Origin of the sequence: Streptomyces sp. NBC_00038 (assembly GCF_026343635.1) — a bacterium.
Taxonomy (GTDB): domain Bacteria; phylum Actinomycetota; class Actinomycetes; order Streptomycetales; family Streptomycetaceae; genus Streptomyces.
In genome coordinates, this window is sequence record NZ_JAPELQ010000001.1 from 5,573,507 (window position 1) to 5,590,341 (window position 16,835).

Sequence of the window (16,835 nt, forward strand, 5' to 3'; positions counted from 1 at the left end):
GGCGGGAGGCCCGCAGGCACACATACGACATCACGTGCGGGCGGCACAGGACCCGACCGCGGTTGCGACTCCGAATGGAGCCCTACGCGGGCAAGGGAGCCGACGGACTGCCGATCCCGAGCGCCGGCTGGAAGGGCGGCATTGCAGGAGCAGACGGAGGAGGACTCGGCGGCCGAACAGTTCGGGGCGGAGGTGCGTCGGAGGGGCTTCCGTCACTCGGGCCTGCTGAGGCCCGTCACGATGAACCGCATCCTGTGCACCGGTGGGCGTACCGGTGCCGGTTCACTCCCGGCCGCCGCATCGTCGTCGTGGGGCGGCCGGGGCGTCAGATGTTCATGAAGATGGGCATGGCGGTGATGGAGCCGACGACGACGCCGATGGCGAGGTTGTCGGAACACGACCGCCACAGCCCAAGACGTGGACAGCCGGGCATCAGGACGTGGGAACGCCTGCCTGTGCGGCGAGGCGGTCCGGGTTGGTGGTGAGCCCGTCGTACCTGATGCTGTTCCAGAACGAACACTGGTGTCGGTCCGCGTACACCTCGGACTTCAGGGCCTGGCTGTCATCACCGGGGAGCAGGGACATGTACTTGCCGCTGCGGTACGACGGCCAGGGTGCCAGTCCTGCGGTCGTGGGGTTCGCGTGCTTCACGAACGCGCCCCAGTAGCGCACCATCGCCATGGACAGCTGCTGTTGCTCCGGAGTCAGCGACTTCGAGGTCTCCATGGGCCACAGGTAGCCGAGCTCGCTGGCATGGGGGGCGCCGGAATCGAAGCCGGCCGGAGTCTTCGCGAGGGTTGGCGGGTGCGGGTCGTCGAACTCGTAGAAGTACGTCCTCGGTTGCAGCGTGGCGAACTGAGCCGTGAGGGTTCTGGTACTGGCAGCCGCCCAGCCCGTAGAAGACGCTGCTGTCGTCCCACAACGTGCTGATGGCGTACGTCGCGGTGTACGGGCTGTCGTAGGCGCTGTAGGGGTAGTGCGCGAGTACGGCGTCCGCCGTCCGTGCGCCGAACTCCAGCCTGACCGCCCGCTCGTACTGATCCTTCGTCGCGTTCGCGAACGGAAGTGCCCATTGGCGCACCTCGTCGCGGGTGCTGCCGATGAGGAGGGGCACGTTGTGGATCCGGCCGGATCGTACGGCGACGCTCGGCGCGAGGGGCAGTTCGGGCACCCCGGACACGGGAAGGGGGCCGCTCAGGATGCCGCCGGTGAACCCGCCGCCGGCGCCCAGCAGTTCGCTCGCCGGCTTGGCCCGCAGACAGGACACGCTGGTCGCCGCAACGGGACAGCCGGCGTCCGTGGCGTAGTCCTCACCCTTGGCGGTGGCCTGTGCGACCGTGAGGCTCGGGCACCCGCCGCTCTGGATGATCGCGCCGACGAACAGTCCGCTCGCCGGCGGCGAGGCCAGCAGCGCGCAGACTGAGTGACCGCCGGCCGACTCACCCGCGATGGTCACGCGGCCCGCGTCGCCGCCGAAGGCGCCTATGTTGCGCTGCGTCCAGCGAAGCGCGGCCTCCTGGTCGAGCAGGCCGTAGTTGCCCGCACCCCGCTTGCTCAGCCCGGGCACGTCGAGGAAACCGAACACGCCCAGCCGGTAGTTGATCGTGACGACCACCACATTGTTGGCCTTCGCGAACTGCGAGCCGTCGTAGAGATCCCCCGCACCGCCGGAGAAGCCCCCGCCGTGGATCCAGAACATCACCGGCAGCGGGCGGTTCGTTCGCCGTTCGGGGGTGTAGACGTTGAGAGACAGGCAGTCCTCGCTCATGCCCGGACCGGTGCCGTCGGCCGACTGCAGGCAGCGCGAGCCGTACGCGGTGGCCGACCGCGTGCCCGACCAGGCGGCAGCGGGCGCGGGAGGCTGCCAGCGCCTGGTACCGACCGGCGGCGCGGCGTACGGGATGCCGAGGAACCGATCGACCCCCTCCGCCGTGGCTCCCGCGACCGAGCCTTTGTCGGTGGAGATCGTCAAGGGGCGGGGGGCCGCCGACGAAGGTACGGCCGATACGACGGTCAGCAGGGCGAGCAGACTCACTAGAGCCGCAAGTTGTCGTCGAACGATGGAGCGCACTGAACCTCCCGAGAGGCAGGAACGAGCGGGAAGGCCACATGCTCCGTCTCGGGCAACGGGCGTGCAACGCCGCGAGTCCGCTCAACGGACCCCGTACCTCCAGGCGCCTCAAACATCGGGAGATGAGGTCATCTACCAGCACTCCGACGACGAGCGACAGCAGGAAGTCGCCGCCGGGCTCGACGCGACCGTACGCAAGGCCCGCCAGGAAGCACAGAGGCAAGCGAAGCAAGCGCGGGAAGCTGTGGCCGTGCCGGATGAAGCCACCGATGATCCAGACGATCAACGTTCTGGCACGAATCCGGTACGCGACGAGTGATCACAGCGGACCGCTAAAAGGCCCGGGTCTCTGACCTGGGCCTTGAGTCATGGAGCGGGTGACGAGAATCGAACTCGCACTCTCAGCTTGGGAAGCGACGGCACTCCAACGGCGACGTGCTAGGTGACCTGCGGGGATTCATCGTGTTGGTGTCGCCGCCCGGGCGCAGTGGCACCGCTGTAGACCGTGGTTGTCCGATCTCTTGGGCACGCTGTGGGCACGGCTTCGAAGTGCAGTGGGCAGAGTGCCTGAGTGAAGGGGCGCTGCGCTGGCTCGGCCGGTGCGGCTGTCCAGCTCGGCGAGCGCTTTGCCAGCGCACAGACCTCCGGCGAAGCCCTCGCCTGGGCAGGGTCTGTGAGGGCAGCTCGGCGGCCCGGGCAACGCGACGAAGGAGCTGTGTACATCAATCCAGTACATGGACTACGCTTGGTACATGTCCATGAAGCGCACGAACGTCTACGCCGACCCCGAGGATCTGGCGATCATCAAGGAGGCGGCCAGGCGGCGGGGCATAAGCGAGGCCGAGATCATCCGTCAGGGCATCCATCTCGCGGCCATGGCGAACCGGGTCTGGGACGAGCCGCTTTTCTCGCGGACGTTCGAGGGGTCGGGTCGTACGTCATCCAAGGCTGAGGTCCGTGACGCGGTCGCTGACGCGGTCCGCCGCGAGACGGACTCCGGAACCACCGCGTGATCGTCGTCATCGCCGACACGTCCGGCCTCCTGGCCGCTCTCGACTCGACGCACCCGGAACACGGAGCGGCGAATGAGGCGATCATGGCGGCCGGTCTACTGGTCATGTCCCCCCTCCTGCTGGCGGAACTCGATCACGTGGCCACGCGCGAGTTGAGGCGCGCAGCCGCCGTCAGCGCGGTCGACGACCTGCGGCGCTGGATGAGCCGGGGTCGGGTCGTCATGCCCGAGATCACGGAAGACCACTTGGGCGCCGCACAGTCCGTCCGCGTTCGCTACGGCGCGCTCGACCTGGACCTCGCCGACGCGGTGAACGTGGCGCTCGCGGCCGACTACGACACCGACGCGATCCTCACCCTCGACCGAAGGGACTTCCGGGCCGTACGCCCGTTGGGCCGCCACAAGGCGTTCCGGGTACTCCCGGACGACCTTCCGCTCTGACGCGAGATCCTCGGCAGCCAAGCGCCTGCTTCCGTAAGGAAGTTGTGGCCCGTCTTGTCGAGATGCGCGATCGGTAAGTGTCCGGCGTCGTTCGGCACGGGAAGGCTGAGTGCTCCGACCACGCGAACCTGCTCGTGGGTGACGTGAAGTCGCAGGTCAGCGCCAGCTGCAACGTGAGCGGACTGCACCCGCAAGGCACTCGTGCCCTCCGCATGCCCCATCTTCGAGCGCGACACGTGCCGGAAAATGCGGGAGAGCCCCGCTCGCGTAAAAGCCCCAAGCCGTTGACCTGGGGCTTCAAGAAGAGCGGGTGACGAGAATCGAACTCGCACTCTCAGCTTGGGAAGCTGCGGGCGTTTGCGGGTGGTTCGGGCGCTGACCTGGGCGAACGGGTTAGGTGCAGCCTTGTCGGAGGCGGCGGCTTTCACCGTGATTCCCCGCTGTTCCCCGCTCGATCTGGTGCGCTTGTGGTGCGGGGATGAGCGGAACGCGGTCGAGGGGTGTCAGGTTCGCAGGGGGTGTCAGTGGCCACGACTAGGGTCTTGGACGCGCGGTCGGCTTCCGAGGTGTCCAGCTCTGTAGAGCAGCTGCATCCCCGGTTCTGTCTGGGGGCGGCCTGGGGTGAACCCGGGACCTAACCGACGGTCGGGCTTCGTTGATGGCCAAGAGTGAGACCTGTCAGCGCCGGCCGCGCACCAATCAGTGCTGCACGTCGACCGCGTGTGCACGCTTTCCAACTGTGGTGGTGGGGTCTTCGGGTGCGTGCCCGGGCGTTCACCTGGGTTCATGGGCGGCTCCCTCATGGGCTGCACCCGACTCCTGGTCTCGTCTGAACGGCCGTGAACGCAGCTGAATGAGACGGAAAGTGAGACGGACGGTCCTCGTTGGCCTCGTGTGCCTACCCGAAGCTTGCTTGCCACCGCGACTTCCAGCGGAAGCAAACGGATGGACTCGATCACTGCAGGCCTGACCTTCGCCAATAGGCAACATCACGTCACGGTCGCCCGGCGGGCCGCTAGCGTCCGTCAGGCTTCTTTCCGTCTGTGCGGTGATCTCGGGGGAACGATGAGTGCCTCGAACGGTAGTGCGTCGAGTTCCGTGGGATTCTGGGCGCATCAGAGGCAGGCGTGGCAATGCCTCGCCCGCTCGATCCGCAGCGCGTACCGCAACCGCCGCGGTGGACTGATTGCAACAGTTGCGGCAGTGCTGGCACTTCCGGCAGGAGGCGGACTGCTCCTCTGGCCTTCCAGTGTTGACCTCCGCATTACTTCGCTTGACGACAGCAAGGATGTAGTGATCCCTCGCTGCGTGCAGAGCCTCCGAGGCAGTGGCAGCCTCCCCGAAGGACACCACCTCTGGATCGCAGTTGAGTTCCCGGACAAGGCAGGAGGCAACCGCATTGTGTTCGCCGCGGAGGCCACCCTGCGCAGCGGACGCTGGCACGCCGACAGGATCAACGTCGGCGGCGAGGGCCACATCGGGAAGACCTACACGCTGACAGTCGTCGATGTCGACGGGCTGACCCACGAGATGCTCGCCACGACAGTCATCGACATGTATGGCAGCAAGGCCGAAACGCTCGCCGCCGGCGACGACTTGTGGAGGTTCTCGGCCCACAGCTACCCCACGGGAGCCCGACCTCGCGACGCAGTCAACGTCAGCCGAGGGACCGATCAACGCTCCTGTACCGAAGTGGCCGACGGACAGCCAGCGAACCCTTGAGAACACAGCTTTGCAGAGAGACCCAGCGAGAGATCTCAGCTTGGAATGCTTAGGTGATCCAAAGGTAGTTGCTGTACCGACCTGCGGTGGAGCGGTGTTGGCACTCTATTCACCGTCCAGCCGGTGCCTGGTTTTCCCCGTGGTTCCCCGCACGAACTGGCACACGTCTGGCACAGGTCGTCGCGTGCCTTCAGCCGCCGGTTCTTCTGCCGCGTAGTTGCTCGAACCAGCTCATGATCAGCCACCAGAGTCGCCACAGCCAGCCTCTCCGACGACGGTGGGGAACTGGAGTCGCCTGTACGCGCGAGGCGCGGAGTCTTGGCGCCCGAACTCGCGCTCCGCCACCATGCTGATGGCAGAAGCCGTTCCATCCGGCGGCGTTCCTGCACGCTTGCCCTCGTCGTGTCACTCCAGCACAGCGCCTCATGTTCGGAGTCTGGCAGGGTGAGCCTGAGGGTAGAGACCAGCTACGACAACTTGGGGCAACGCAACCATGTGTCTTCTTGCCCTGGGTCTTGTCGGAGATCTTGGTGAGCTGGGTTTTTGCTGGTCAGGGGTGGCGGGCTCGTGTGCCTGGTGGTCGTCGTTGGTCGTCCTTGACTAACGTCGAGCGGCCTTGGACGGCCCAGCTTTGCCCGGTGCGGGGCCTCGTTCGACTTACGGCCGGCACCTTCGTCGCGGCCTGTCTCAGCCTCAGCCGACGAAAGCCCGCCACGACGGTGCGTCAGTCGACCGACCAGGCGCGCGTGTGCCTCGCTGCACCCCCACCGGCCTCAGCCACGCTATTGGTGCCGTCGACCAGAGCATGCCGCAACGGTCGGCCCGCGAAGGCGACTCGGGAGCCACCCTCAAAGCTCTCAGCTTGGGAAGCTCAGGTGACCCAGCCGTGCTCGCTGGGCTGACCTGCGGCGAAATGGGGGGAGGCGTTTGCCTGCTTGCCGACTCAGGTACCGCTGTTTCCCGTGGTTCCCCGCACGATCCGGCACGGCGCTGGCACGACTTGATCCGTTAGCCGTGCTGCCATGTCGTCGACCAGGGGGCAGCCAGCGCTGGCGGATCGGGTGGCAACTCATTGTGGTCTCCCAAAGATCGCCGTGGCGAAGTCCGCCTTCGGCAAGAAATCGCAAGTATGTTCCCATTGCGTCACATGAGATCTGGGTGCATCCTGAGAGGTTTTGTTGTGCGTCGGATAGCGAAGGTGCGGCTCATTAAAAACACTTGATCAACAGGCGAATTGGTAATCGCTGAGGATCTGGTCGAGTGTCTGCCGTTAGCATTCCGATCGCGACTGCCAGCGTCTGCATGGTGAGGGTGGGCGCTGCCGATGCACATACCAGAAGGGGAACAGGGGAACAAATGAGCGATCCAGAGATCGGGGCGATGTCCGCGATTGCTGACGCCCTTCACGATCTTGAAGAGGACGCCCAGGGGAGAGTGCTGCGCTGGGCTGCTGAGCGCTACGGCGTAGTGCTCAGCAGCCCAGCTGCTAGAAACGGACTCAAGGACGCGATTGAAGTGGAAGGGGAAGTCGATGAGGTTAGCGACGAGGAGATTTCTGCCGAAGCCCCCAAGTTCGAACACTTCGCCGAGCTGTTCAATGCCGCAGCCCCCAAGACCGATGTCGACAGGGCCCTCGTAGCGGGATACTGGTTCCAGGCAATTCAAGGGGAGCCCACCTTCCAGTCGGCCGACTTGAACAAAGAGCTGAAGAATCTCGGGCATGCCCTAAAGAACGTCACGGAGTCCCTCAAGGGAAATCAGGAGAAGAAGCCTGCGCGAGTTATTCAGCTGCGAAAGGCGGGGAGCTCCCGTCAGGCGCGCAAGCTGTTCAAGCTGACGCATGAAGGACTGGTATACGTCCAGGGATTGATTGCGAGCTGAGTCTTAACATGACACCTGGCGAAGCCCTTGCGGCTCTACCTGACGGACTGCGGGACGACATCGTTAACGCCTTCAATCGGATTGTAAGCAACTATCGAGAACATCGGTGGGAGCCTGCGGAATTGAATGGCGGAAAGCTCTGCGAAGGAATCTATACCGCCATTACTGGGTACGTTGACGGTCAGTATGCAGATCGTTCATCCAAACCCCGAGACATAGTTCGGGCCTGTCGTGAGCTTGAGCAGAAACCTTCATCTGTGCCACGGGCGATCAAGGTCCAGATCCCCCGCATGCTACTGGCGCTGTATGAGATCCGAAATAATCGGGGTGTTGGTCACGCTGGTGGAGACATTGACCCGAACCTGATGGATGCGACAGCAGTCCTGTATATGAGTAAGTGGCTCATGGCTGAACTTGTGAGGGTTTTTCATGACCTCACTATCGAAGAGGCGACGTCACTGGTTGAGAGCCTGGTAGAGCGCGAAGTTCCTCAAGTTTGGGCCGAAGGAAACAGGAAAAGGGTCCTAAGTCCTGGGTTGACTTGGAAGCAGAAGGCACTTCTCCTGCTCCTAAGTGAAAACGGTCCTGTACGGGAAAGTGATCTCGTCGAATGGCTAGAGCACCCCAATGTGGCGCGTTTCAGGAGGGACATTCTCCGTCCAGCCCATAAAGAAAGCCTGATTGACTACGAAGAGTCGGCTCTTACAATTCGTCTACTTCCTCCGGGTGTACTCCAAGCAGAGGACCTGGTTAGGCTCGTATAGCGGCAGGATATGTGTCGAACAAGGTCGGTGGAGCGGCTTTGGGGTGGCGCTGCTTTGGCGCGAGTAATCATGGCCCCGTAAGCTTCCGGCGCGTCGGGCAGTCTGTGGACCTGCCCGGTAAAGCACGACGTTGGGGCCATGATCTTCGAGGCTCGTGCCAAAGTGGCTCCGTAAAGCCGTGGAGCCGACCGCCCCAGCCACGATGTACCCCTTCTCTGACGTCAGGCGGCTGCATGCTGTTCGTGCGGCCCGGGCGTCGGCCGGGCTGGAGCGGGGCGGAGACAGGAGCGCAGGCCCGGCCGAGGGCCGGGCCGCGCGCGGGGAGCGGAGCGAGCCGCCTTGAAATCCGTAGAGAAAGTTGTTACTCAGTCGGCCTGTTGGGGCTTGTCGTGTCTCGGTTGATGCTTGACGCAGTGGCCTCACTTGATGCTTGACACCGCTTGCCTCGGTTTGGCTGTGCGCCTCGATGTGGCGCATGGGGAGGGCCGGGGCCGTGCTGGTGGAGTTGAGCGTGGTCGAGCAGACGGAACTTTCGGTAGCTGGGAGGTGAGAACCAGCCGGAGCACCAGGAGGCTGCCGCTGCCGTTGCTGTACTCGCTCGCCCCGCGGAGCCCAACTTGACTCTTCCGGAGGGTGATTGCCGCATGTGTCTGGCAACGTGGCGGCGCGTGCCCCAGTGCGTAGCAAACGTCCCGGCCGCAGCTTGCGCGACGGCGAGCCACTGCGCGCGCCATGGAGAGTGCGGCCTCCGGCGACGACCGTAGCGCTGGCCTTTCTGTTGTCGCTGGCCGTGCGGAGTCACGCTCGGCTGGGGTTCGTGCACTACTGAGAGGCGGAGGACACCGGAGTTGTCCGCGCACGAGGTTCCCAGGGAGATGGCCGGTGGATATAGCGGTGATTGCGTCTGCAGCCGCAGGGCTGTGCGGTTGCGGGGCGCGCGTGAGCTACTTGTGGATACGCGTCCGGGCGGCCGCACGCCTTGCCGAGATCGATGAAGAGGCTCTCAGCACTCAGCTGCGGGCTCTGCCGCCCGGGAGCCGGATCTCCAAGCGCCGCATCGGGCAGAGCGAGACCGTTGTTGAGATCGGTGGTCATTCCAGCCGGCAGGAGGACATCCGTGGATAACGTCACCCAGCCGCCTGCGGAGAGTTCACCCATCGCCCTCGTTGCTGCGAGGCAGGCTGTGGCAACGACCGAGTCCGCTCGTGTAAGTCAGCCATCGAACGCCACATCGCGGGCAGCCTTCGCGCACTGCTACCAGCAGCAGTTGACGCCGGTGATTCGTTTCACCATGCGCAACGGTGCCAGCCCCCACGAAGCCGCCGACATCGCGCAGTCCACATTCGTCCTGGCATACGAAGCCTGGCACGCCATCGATCATCCGCCCGCGTGGTTACGCCGAGTCGCCTTCCGCCAGCTGCTCAAGCTGCGCCAAGCCAAGGAACACCCATGCGCTACGGTCCCGGATCTGCCGGGCGGCAGATGCCCCATGTCCGCGGTGGAACTCGGTGAGCAGGAAGCCCGAGTCTTCGAGGCCCTGGGGTGGCTACCTCCTCGTCAGAGGGAGGTCATGGCCTGGACGGTCGACGGTTTCACCCCCACCGAGATCGCCCACGAGTTGGCCATCACACCCGATGCCGTACGCCAGAGCCTGGCCAGGGCCCGGCAGAACTTGAAACGCGCGCTCGGCATTTCGAAAGGCGGTGCACGATGACACGCCCTCCCTACGGCCACGACCCGGACGGTTCGGCCGACGACGCTGCCCTTGATGCCCTACTTTCCACGGCGGAGGCTGTGGTCCTTAACCAACTGGATGCGGCCGTGGATCTCGACTGGGGTTGCGCGAAGATTTTCGCGGCATCGATCACACCCGACCAGGACCCGATCCCGTACTTTCTGCGCACCCCTGCGAGCCCGTCCCACACCGAGCCGCCACCGCTTGTTCCTGCCTCCTCCCAACCGCCTGCGCATGGACCGGGTTCCAGCCCGCGCACGAATGAAACTGGTCCTACTTCTCCTGCTTCGCCTGGCCGCGCGCCCCGGCACGACCGAGCCCCCATCGACGACGAGAGCACAACGCGGCCTCAACCGAGGTAGCGCAGAGCCTTCACCTATCTCAGACAGCTTCAGCTGGGACTTGCCAGAGCGGGGCTTGGTATTGCTCCGGCCGGCTGCTGAGCAGTAGGGACCTGAGGTCCTGGCGCTGTTTGCCATTTAGGCCGAGTGCCTCGGTCATCCTGCGGAACGTCGTGTGGGTGATGCCTCGACTGCGGGCGTCAGCCTCGAACTGATCGAGTTGGCGGAGCGTGTGCTCCGGGTCCAGCTTCTGTTCCGGCCGGCTGCCGAGCCAACTGGCCTTGTTCCGCTCGTAGTCGATCTCCGAGTAGCCGCAGATTTCGCGGCTGTACTGCTCGGCCTCCTCAAGGCTCTCCGTCGTGAGGATGGCGCGGGCAAGTTCGTTGCGAGTGAGCGCGTCGTCCAGGTCCGCTTCGTGGACGGTGGGGCCTTCGTCGCTGAGCGGGACCGGCAGGCCGGCGTCCCTGACCTCGCAGAGGCCGCGGACTCCCCGGGCCGTTGCCGCCAACATGGCCGTTGCCTCAGAAGGGTGCCACTCCAGAACCGAGCTCACCGGTTCGACATGCTCGGCCGTGAACGTCAGAAGCACCGGGCCCATGCGGTCGTGCAAGTCCTCGGCCGGGATCTCTCCGTCCAGCCCGGGACCGGCGACCAAAAGCCTGACGGGCGCGTTGACTTGGCAGCACGCCGCCAGGGTGAGGGCGTCGGCGAGCGGACTACGGAGCGTGGGTTCGTCGCCCCTGGCGAGGATGTCGCCGCCGACGTCCAGGAGGTCGATGGACTCAGGGGCCAGGTGCTGGATGAGTTCTTCGAGTTGCCGCGTGATGCCCTCGGCGCCCTGCGCTGGATCGATCAGCGCGAAGGTGTGCGGCAGTTCGCCTGCCAGCCGTGGAAGCGTCGAGCCTGCGGGAGCGATCGGCTTCGCTTCGGCGGAGACGGTCCAGACGCTTGGCGTGAGGGGACGTAGTCCCGTGAAGTTGGCCGGCCCTCGTGGCCCTGGCACCGGATCGATCAGCAGCCGGTCCCACGCGTAGGTGAGGATCACCGTCGGACTTCCGCCACCTCCGTGGAGGGCTAGGTCGAGCATTGCGGCGGCGACTGCGTCGCCCCCTCCTCCTGCTGCCACGATCAAGCGGGTCACCGCGTCAGCGTACGGGTTCCCGTGCTGACCACTCACCCTATAGTGGCTACTGGTCATAGCCACTTAGGGAAGGGGCTCCGATGCCGCAGATCGAAGAGACCCAGCCCAAGTACCTCCAGATCGCCCACCACATCCGCGATCAGATCTTGCGAGGCGACTTGAGGCCTGGCGACGAGGTTCCGTCGGAGCGGCAACTCGCGGCTTCCTGGAACGTTTCGCGGCCCACCGCAGCTCGGTCGCTGGAAGCCCTGAGTCATCAGGGGCTGGTCGAGAAGCGGCAGGGGTCGGGCACCTACGTGCGCGGGCTTGCCGTGAACCGGAGGGCTCGGGAGCTCTACGGCCGGGCCAAGCAGACCGGCAAGATCTACACGGCTGGCGAGTACGCGGTGATCACGTCGGCCGGATGGCTTGAGGCTCCGGACCACGTTGCCGAGGCGCTGAGTCTGACGCCTGGAAGCCGAGCTGCTCACCGCCGTCGCGTGACAAAGAACGAGTCCGGGCCCATCACGATCTCCACCTCGTGGTTCAGCCCCGATGTCGGCGAGCGTGCCCCCAAGCTCCTTGATCCTGAACGGATTCAGGAGGGGACACTCATGTACGTAGAGGGCATGACGGGCCGTCAAGGCAGCTACGCCGAGGATCGGATGTGCGCCAGATTGGCGACCGATGACGAGGCCGCTGATCTCGAACTCGACGCGGGTTCAGCCGTCCTGATTGTCCATCACGTGGTCTATGACATGCAGGATCACCCCCTGGAGTTCGCCGAAGCGACATACCCGCCCGGCCGTTGGGCGTTCGAGCAGGGCTACCCGATCAGCTAGAAAGTCGCGCCTCTCTCGGCGAACCGCTTGTGGCCGCGAGTGGCTAATGCCACTATCCAGTAAGTGGCTAAGGCCACTTGACCGGAAGGGGCATGGGCGTGAGCCAGGGGCGCGCGGAGTTACGGCACGTGTCGCGGGAAGCGGACCGTCGTGGATGCCGGGGGCGAGGGTGGAAGCGCGTCGGCTCCCGCTCCGCCCTGGCGCTTCCTGCCACTGATGCTCGCGTCCGTGCGACATCCAAGCGGCGCTGTCTCGACTGTGACGGCACCGGTAGGGAGTAGTGGTGCTCATGGCGGATGCACGCGACGAGTCCGGTGAGGCGGCTGCTGAGCCGCCGCCGATCGGGGGCATGACCCTCTATCCGGTGCCCGAGTCTGTTGCCCGGGCGCGGCGCTGGTTTCGCAAGTTCACCGCTCCGTACAACCTGACCTGTTCGATCGATGACTGTGTGCTGATGCTCTCCGAGCTGGTGACGAACGCGATTCTCTACGGGGAGGCCGAGGAGGCTTGGCGGGTACGGGTCGAGTGGACCCGGGTGGGGGAGGCCCTGCGGGTCGCCGTCCACAATCCCGGGTTCCCGGCGGACGTCCGGCTGCGCAGTCCCGATGCCAATGACGCGCACGGGAGAGGGCTGCTCCTGGTCGACGCGCTGGCCGATTCCTGGAGTGCCGGCCCGAGCCGCTCAGGCGGAACCGTCGTCTCGTTCCAGGTCGACCAGGCCTGGAAGCCGTGGGATCGACCCGCCAAGTAGGCACATACGAGGTCGAGGATGTTCAGCAGCCTACTCATTTGAGTAGGCTGGTTGACAGGTTGACTTGGCGGATTCTCACTAGGCGGAGCTATGGCGTACGAGGTGGCTGCACCCAAGTATGTGCGGCTGGCGCAGACGCTTCAGGGGCGCATCGAGGACGGTACGTACCTGCCGGGAAGCCGCGTCCCGAGTGAGAATCAGCTTGTGCAGGCCTTCGGTATGTCCCGCCCCACTGTCGTCCGTGCTCTGGAGCTGCTGAAGCGGGATGGCTGGCTGGAGTCCCGGCAGGGGTACGGAACGATCGTCCGCGGACGCCCCGAAGTGATCGAGCGGAAGGATCAGCGGGGGCGCGAGGCGCTGGAACGTGATGAGTCGGCCACCCCCGGGCGTCTCATTGAGGTCGGGCAGGTGCCCGTGCCTCCGCGGGTCGCTTCGTTTCTCGGTGTCCCGAAGCGGACCAAGGTGCTCGTCCGGCGGCTGCTGGTCGAAGAAGACGGGGAGCCGGTTGAGCTCTCCTCCTCCTACTTCCCTGTCGGCCTCGCGGAGGGCACTGACCTCGTTGATTCGACCCCGCTCGCGGAGGGGCTGCGAGCGCACTTGGAAGCGCGAACGAGGGTCCGCTTCGACCACGTCACGGAACGGGTTTCGGCTCGTATGCCGAGCGACGAGGAGGCAGATCTTTTGGCTCTGCCCAAGGGGGAACCCGTGCTAAGCGTGCTCGTCGTCGCGTGCGACGTGTCCGGACAGGCCTTGCAGGTCACGGATGTTCTGCTGCCTGCTGATCGGCAGGAACTGGAAGGCACCTACCGACTTGGCTGACTGATCCCGCATGGCCGGCATGCTGGGATCGTTGCCTTATCCGCCAATTCCGAAGGGCAGTCCCTTGTGATCATTGCTCAGTGAACGTCGTATGACGTTGACCAGTTTCACCTGCGCTTGGGCGGGTGCCTGCCTGGCCTGTTCGAACTCTTCCGAACTTAGAGGGTCATGCAGCGGGGTGCGTTCTCCTCGCTCCACCTGGTCCAGGAAGGAGTTGATGGCGCGGCCGAAGTTGTCGATCTCCGCTGCAACTTCCGTGGGAGCGACCAGGCTTACACGCATCAAGGCCGCGCTCCACTCGCCCCAGTCGTAGTCCCAGCCGCGTCGGTCGCCATGTGCTCGCCTGAGTTCCATCGTGAACTTGGCGTAGTGACTGAACAGTTCCTGGTAGGCGGCAAGCTGCTGATCGCGCGTCCACTGTCGATCTTGAGCACGGTGCGTGACGATACCGCCGACCAGCACACCCGCTGTGGCGAAAAGCGCACCAGCGGCCGTTGTCACCAGCGTGTCCAGCATCAAACCCCCTGAGGCTCCGCCGTCCCGACCCTTCGGTGAAACGAACATACTGATCGTCAGTCCTCGGCGACAACGATCAGTCTCCGACCGGTTCAGCGAGTGGACGGCAGATGCTTCACCTCGTGAGGGAGGGCCCTACGTTCGAGGCTGCCTGCTGGCCATCCGGTAGATCACGTAGGTGAGGGCCAGGATGAAGTCTGTGGCCACCCAGAATGCGATTACCAGGCCGACCCCGATCGTGGTGCCGATGTCGCTGGCGTCCTTGCACAGTTGGAGGCTGTCGCCCGTTAGGCCGGAGCACGATTCCGGCGTCCCGCTGCCACTGGCGGCGCCTGCTATCACCCAGATCAGGAACAGGATCTGGACCGCCAGGAAGATCCAGAAGAAGATGCGACGGCGCTTCCTTGGGGGAGGTGCAGGCTGCCACTGATAAGGCGGCTGGCCTGGAGGGGAAGCCTGCTGAGGTTCGGGCCATCGGCTCGGTTGCGATGGCGGCGAACTGGGTGGCCGGGCACCCCAAGTCTGTGGCGGTTGGCCTTGTGGCTGCCGAGAATGCCGAATCTTGCTCATGGCCCCGTCCTTCCATGAGGCGTTGTCTCTCATCGTGCGCTTGTGAATGCGTCGGTGCTCGCTGGAGATTCGACGGACGGATCACCTGACTCACTTGACAAGTCAACCTGGCATCTCTAGTTTCGAACTTGCTAAGTCAACCTGACAGGTCGTCTGGCCGGTGTCTACGAGGGAGAAGTTCTGTGCGTGTGATCCGAGTTGAGACCTCGTCCGCGACGATCCTGCTGACCGAGGCTCCTGAGCTGAAGGTCAAGGACCGTCAGACGGGCGAGATCGCCAAGGACGCTCTCAGTGGCGGGCCTCGACGACATGGTTCGCGCCGAGCGTGCGAATCACCACAACGACGGCCATGCGCACCGCAAGGAGAGGTCCACTGGGAGCTAGCGGCGACCTTATGGTGCGGTTGTGGGGCGCACGCCGCCCACCGGTCTAGGCAACAAAGAACCCCCGGGTCACGGACCTGGGGGTTTCATATGGAGCGGGTGACGAGAATCGAACTCGCACTCTCAGCTTGGGAAGCTGATGTTCTACCACTAAACTACACCCGCGTAAGACGCCGGTTTGAGCCGGTGTCGAATGCCCGCTCACTCTACCTCATGCCTGGCCCCCGACGCTGAAGCCGTGGGGCCAGGGTGCGTTGCGGGGAGGGGGATGCGGCTGCGGGGGGCCGGAGTTGGGGCGTACGGTGGGGGCGCGGAAGAGGGTCTGTGTGTGACCGGAGTGCCGCCTGGAGGGGCATCCCTTACGTCCCGTAATGTGGGCTTTCGTCGTCAGTCAGACGCGGCTCTGGGGAAGGGACTCTGAGGACTTGATGGAGCGCACCGTCGTCCGTTGTGCCGAGGGGCACGTGTTCAGCACCGCTTCGTTCCCGATGCAGCAAGCCGAGCGGCTCGGCCCTGGTCGGCTCATCCGGTGTCCGCGGTGTGCGCGGCTCCGGAACGTCGTACCGGTCACGTTGGAGAAGCGGTAGAAAGCAGTAGCAGAAGTGCTGGCAGTAGCGGTCGGAAGCAGTAGGCCGTAGGTGAGGCGCGGGGGACTGTGCGCAATTGCTGACAGTCCCCGCGTATCCTCGGGGCGTGCTTCTCTCAGACAAGGACATCCGGGCCGAGATCGATGCCGGACGGGTCCGGATCGATCCGTACGACGAATCCATGGTGCAGCCGTCGAGCGTCGACGTGCGGCTCGACCGCTACTTCCGGGTGTTCGAGAATCACCGATATCCCCACATCGATCCGTCCGTCGAACAGGCGGATCTGACGCGGCTCGTCGAGCCCGAGGGCGATGAGCCGTTCATCCTGCATCCCGGGGAGTTCGTCCTCGCCAGTACGTACGAGGTCATCTCGCTCCCTGACGATCTCGCATCGCGGCTCGAGGGCAAGAGTTCGCTCGGGCGGCTCGGCCTCGTCACGCACTCCACCGCCGGGTTCATCGACCCAGGGTTCTCCGGGCACGTCACCCTTGAACTGTCGAATCTCGCGACCCTCCCCATCAAGCTCTGGCCGGGCATGAAGATCGGGCAGCTGTGCATGTTCCAGCTGAGCTCGTCGGCCGAGTTCCCGTACGGCAGCGACCGGTACGGGTCCCGCTACCAGGGACAGCGCGGGCCGACCGCCTCCCGGTCCTTCCTCAACTTCCATCGGACCCAGGTGTGAGTGACGACAGCGTGAGTGACGACAGCATGAGCGCCGTGCGCGAGAACCTCACCTACGAGCGGTTCGGCACCGCCGTCCGCGAGCTCGCCCAGACGATCGCCGACGACGGGTACGAGCCCGACATCGTGCTCTCCATCGCCCGCGGGGGCGTCTTCGTCGCCGGCGGGCTCGCCTACGCCCTCGACTGCAAGAACATCCACCTGGTAAACGTCGAGTTCTATACCGGGGTGGGCACCACCTTGGAAATGCCCGTCATGCTCGCCCCCGTCCCCAACGCCATCGACTTCTCCGACAAGAAGGTCCTGATCACCGACGACGTCGCCGACACCGGCAAGACGCTCAAGCTGGTGCACGACTTCTGCGTCGACGCCGTCGCCGAGGTCCGCAGCGCCGTGATCTACGAGAAGTCCCACTCGCTGGTGAAGTGCGAGTACGTGTGGAAGCGGACCGATGAGTGGATCAACTTCCCGTGGAGTGTCTTGCCTCCAGTACGTAGGTTCGGTGAGCCGATCACACCGTCTAAGGAAGCGCTCTGACCTGGGCCGTCTCGCGTGTGGCCAATCTGCAAGGTCCGCCTTGATGCTAGCCACGTGGTCCG

The 16,835-nt window shown here is 64.9% G+C and carries 15 protein-coding genes, 1 tRNA gene and 1 pseudogene; 11 read left to right on the plus strand and 6 right to left on the minus strand.

Going from position 1 to position 16,835, the window contains the following annotated elements:
• Positions 1-432: 432 nt before the first annotated feature.
• Together OG219_RS25230 and OG219_RS25235 are read right to left on the minus strand one after the other, a co-directional pair.
• Complete coding sequence (locus tag OG219_RS25230) at positions 433-1,041, minus strand: carboxylesterase family protein (RefSeq protein WP_266836223.1); 609 nt, start codon at positions 1,039-1,041, stop codon at positions 433-435.
• Between the two features lie 19 nt (positions 1,042-1,060).
• A pseudogene (locus OG219_RS25235) lies at positions 1,061-2,071 on the minus strand (carboxylesterase/lipase family protein); the annotation flags it as partial.
• 752 nt (positions 2,072-2,823) lie between these two features.
• Between OG219_RS25235 and OG219_RS25240 the strand changes: the two are divergent.
• From OG219_RS25240 to OG219_RS25265, 6 genes are all read left to right on the plus strand, one after another.
• On the plus strand, positions 2,824-3,084 hold the full coding sequence (locus OG219_RS25240; protein ID WP_266830107.1) for a CopG family transcriptional regulator: 261 nt from the start codon (positions 2,824-2,826) through the stop codon (positions 3,082-3,084).
• Entirely contained in the window at positions 3,081-3,524 is a 444-nt protein-coding gene (locus OG219_RS25245; RefSeq protein WP_266830109.1) for a PIN domain-containing protein, read from the plus strand. The genes OG219_RS25240 and OG219_RS25245 overlap by 4 nt, the downstream gene beginning before the upstream one ends.
• Positions 3,525-4,469: 945 nt before the next feature.
• Entirely contained in the window at positions 4,470-5,246 is a 777-nt protein-coding gene (locus OG219_RS25250; protein ID WP_266830110.1) for a hypothetical protein, read from the plus strand.
• A gap of 1,356 nt (positions 5,247-6,602) precedes the next feature.
• The gene (locus tag OG219_RS25255; protein ID WP_266830111.1) at positions 6,603-7,127 is read left to right on the plus strand and encodes a hypothetical protein; all 525 of its coding nucleotides are present in this window, start codon (positions 6,603-6,605) and stop codon (positions 7,125-7,127) included.
• An 8-nt stretch (positions 7,128-7,135) separates the two neighbouring features.
• Entirely contained in the window at positions 7,136-7,891 is a 756-nt protein-coding gene (locus OG219_RS25260) for a hypothetical protein (RefSeq protein WP_266830113.1), read from the plus strand.
• 1,117 nt (positions 7,892-9,008) lie between these two features.
• Positions 9,009-9,605: an RNA polymerase sigma factor gene (locus tag OG219_RS25265; RefSeq protein WP_266830115.1), complete on the plus strand. Its 597-nt coding sequence runs from the start codon at positions 9,009-9,011 to the stop codon at positions 9,603-9,605.
• 402 nt (positions 9,606-10,007) lie between these two features.
• Here OG219_RS25265 and OG219_RS25270 read toward each other — a convergent pair whose 3' ends face one another.
• A complete protein-coding gene (locus OG219_RS25270) occupies positions 10,008-11,099 on the minus strand; it encodes a DUF1152 domain-containing protein (RefSeq protein ID WP_266836224.1) in 1,092 nt (363 codons plus the stop codon).
• A gap of 89 nt (positions 11,100-11,188) precedes the next feature.
• On the opposite strand from OG219_RS25270, the gene OG219_RS25275 reads away from it, so the two are divergent.
• From OG219_RS25275 to OG219_RS25285, 3 genes are all read left to right on the plus strand, one after another.
• Positions 11,189-11,929 carry a GntR family transcriptional regulator gene (locus OG219_RS25275; protein ID WP_266830117.1) on the plus strand — a complete coding sequence of 247 codons (741 nt, stop codon included), beginning with the start codon at positions 11,189-11,191 and terminating at the stop codon, positions 11,927-11,929.
• Between the two features lie 289 nt (positions 11,930-12,218).
• Positions 12,219-12,680: an ATP-binding protein gene (locus OG219_RS25280; protein WP_266830119.1), complete on the plus strand. Its 462-nt coding sequence runs from the start codon at positions 12,219-12,221 to the stop codon at positions 12,678-12,680.
• A 90-nt stretch (positions 12,681-12,770) separates the two neighbouring features.
• Positions 12,771-13,499: a GntR family transcriptional regulator gene (locus tag OG219_RS25285; protein ID WP_266830121.1), complete on the plus strand. Its 729-nt coding sequence runs from the start codon at positions 12,771-12,773 to the stop codon at positions 13,497-13,499.
• 36 nt (positions 13,500-13,535) lie between these two features.
• Here the strand turns inward: OG219_RS25285 and OG219_RS25290 are convergent, their stop codons facing one another.
• The 3 genes from OG219_RS25290 to OG219_RS25300 form a co-directional block, all read right to left on the minus strand.
• Positions 13,536-14,015 carry a hypothetical protein gene (locus OG219_RS25290; RefSeq protein WP_266830123.1) on the minus strand — a complete coding sequence of 160 codons (480 nt, stop codon included), beginning with the start codon at positions 14,013-14,015 and terminating at the stop codon, positions 13,536-13,538.
• 135 nt (positions 14,016-14,150) lie between these two features.
• A complete protein-coding gene (locus OG219_RS25295) occupies positions 14,151-14,585 on the minus strand; it encodes a hypothetical protein (RefSeq protein ID WP_266830125.1) in 435 nt (144 codons plus the stop codon).
• 474 nt (positions 14,586-15,059) lie between these two features.
• Positions 15,060-15,133, minus strand: a tRNA-Gly gene (locus OG219_RS25300).
• 528 nt (positions 15,134-15,661) lie between these two features.
• Here OG219_RS25300 and dcd point away from each other — a divergent pair.
• Positions 15,662-16,237 (plus strand): dCTP deaminase, encoded by a 576-nt coding sequence (gene dcd, locus OG219_RS25305; RefSeq protein WP_266830127.1) that lies wholly within the window; start codon positions 15,662-15,664, stop codon positions 16,235-16,237.
• 26 nt (positions 16,238-16,263) lie between these two features.
• The gene (locus OG219_RS25310; RefSeq protein WP_266836225.1) at positions 16,264-16,773 is read left to right on the plus strand and encodes a phosphoribosyltransferase; all 510 of its coding nucleotides are present in this window, start codon (positions 16,264-16,266) and stop codon (positions 16,771-16,773) included.
• Positions 16,774-16,835: the final 62 nt, after the last annotated feature.

What these genes read in the sequence shown, in the direction of transcription:
- OG219_RS25240 (WP_266830107.1), top strand. Translation starts at nt 2,824, where the DNA reads ATGTCCATGAAGCGCACGAACGTCTACGCCGACCCCGAGGATCTGGCG.
- OG219_RS25250 (WP_266830110.1), top strand. Translation starts at nt 4,470, where the DNA reads ATGGACTCGATCACTGCAGGCCTGACCTTCGCCAATAGGCAACATCAC.
- OG219_RS25255 (WP_266830111.1), top strand. Translation starts at nt 6,603, where the DNA reads ATGAGCGATCCAGAGATCGGGGCGATGTCCGCGATTGCTGACGCCCTT.
- OG219_RS25260 (WP_266830113.1), top strand. Translation starts at nt 7,136, where the DNA reads ATGACACCTGGCGAAGCCCTTGCGGCTCTACCTGACGGACTGCGGGAC.
- OG219_RS25275 (WP_266830117.1), top strand. Translation starts at nt 11,189, where the DNA reads ATGCCGCAGATCGAAGAGACCCAGCCCAAGTACCTCCAGATCGCCCAC.
- OG219_RS25280 (WP_266830119.1), top strand. Translation starts at nt 12,219, where the DNA reads ATGGCGGATGCACGCGACGAGTCCGGTGAGGCGGCTGCTGAGCCGCCG.
- OG219_RS25285 (WP_266830121.1), top strand. Translation starts at nt 12,771, where the DNA reads ATGGCGTACGAGGTGGCTGCACCCAAGTATGTGCGGCTGGCGCAGACG.
- OG219_RS25290 (WP_266830123.1), bottom strand. Translation starts at nt 14,015, where the DNA reads ATGCTGGACACGCTGGTGACAACGGCCGCTGGTGCGCTTTTCGCCACA.
- OG219_RS25295 (WP_266830125.1), bottom strand. Translation starts at nt 14,585, where the DNA reads ATGAGCAAGATTCGGCATTCTCGGCAGCCACAAGGCCAACCGCCACAG.
- OG219_RS25310 (WP_266836225.1), top strand. Translation starts at nt 16,264, where the DNA reads ATGAGCGCCGTGCGCGAGAACCTCACCTACGAGCGGTTCGGCACCGCC.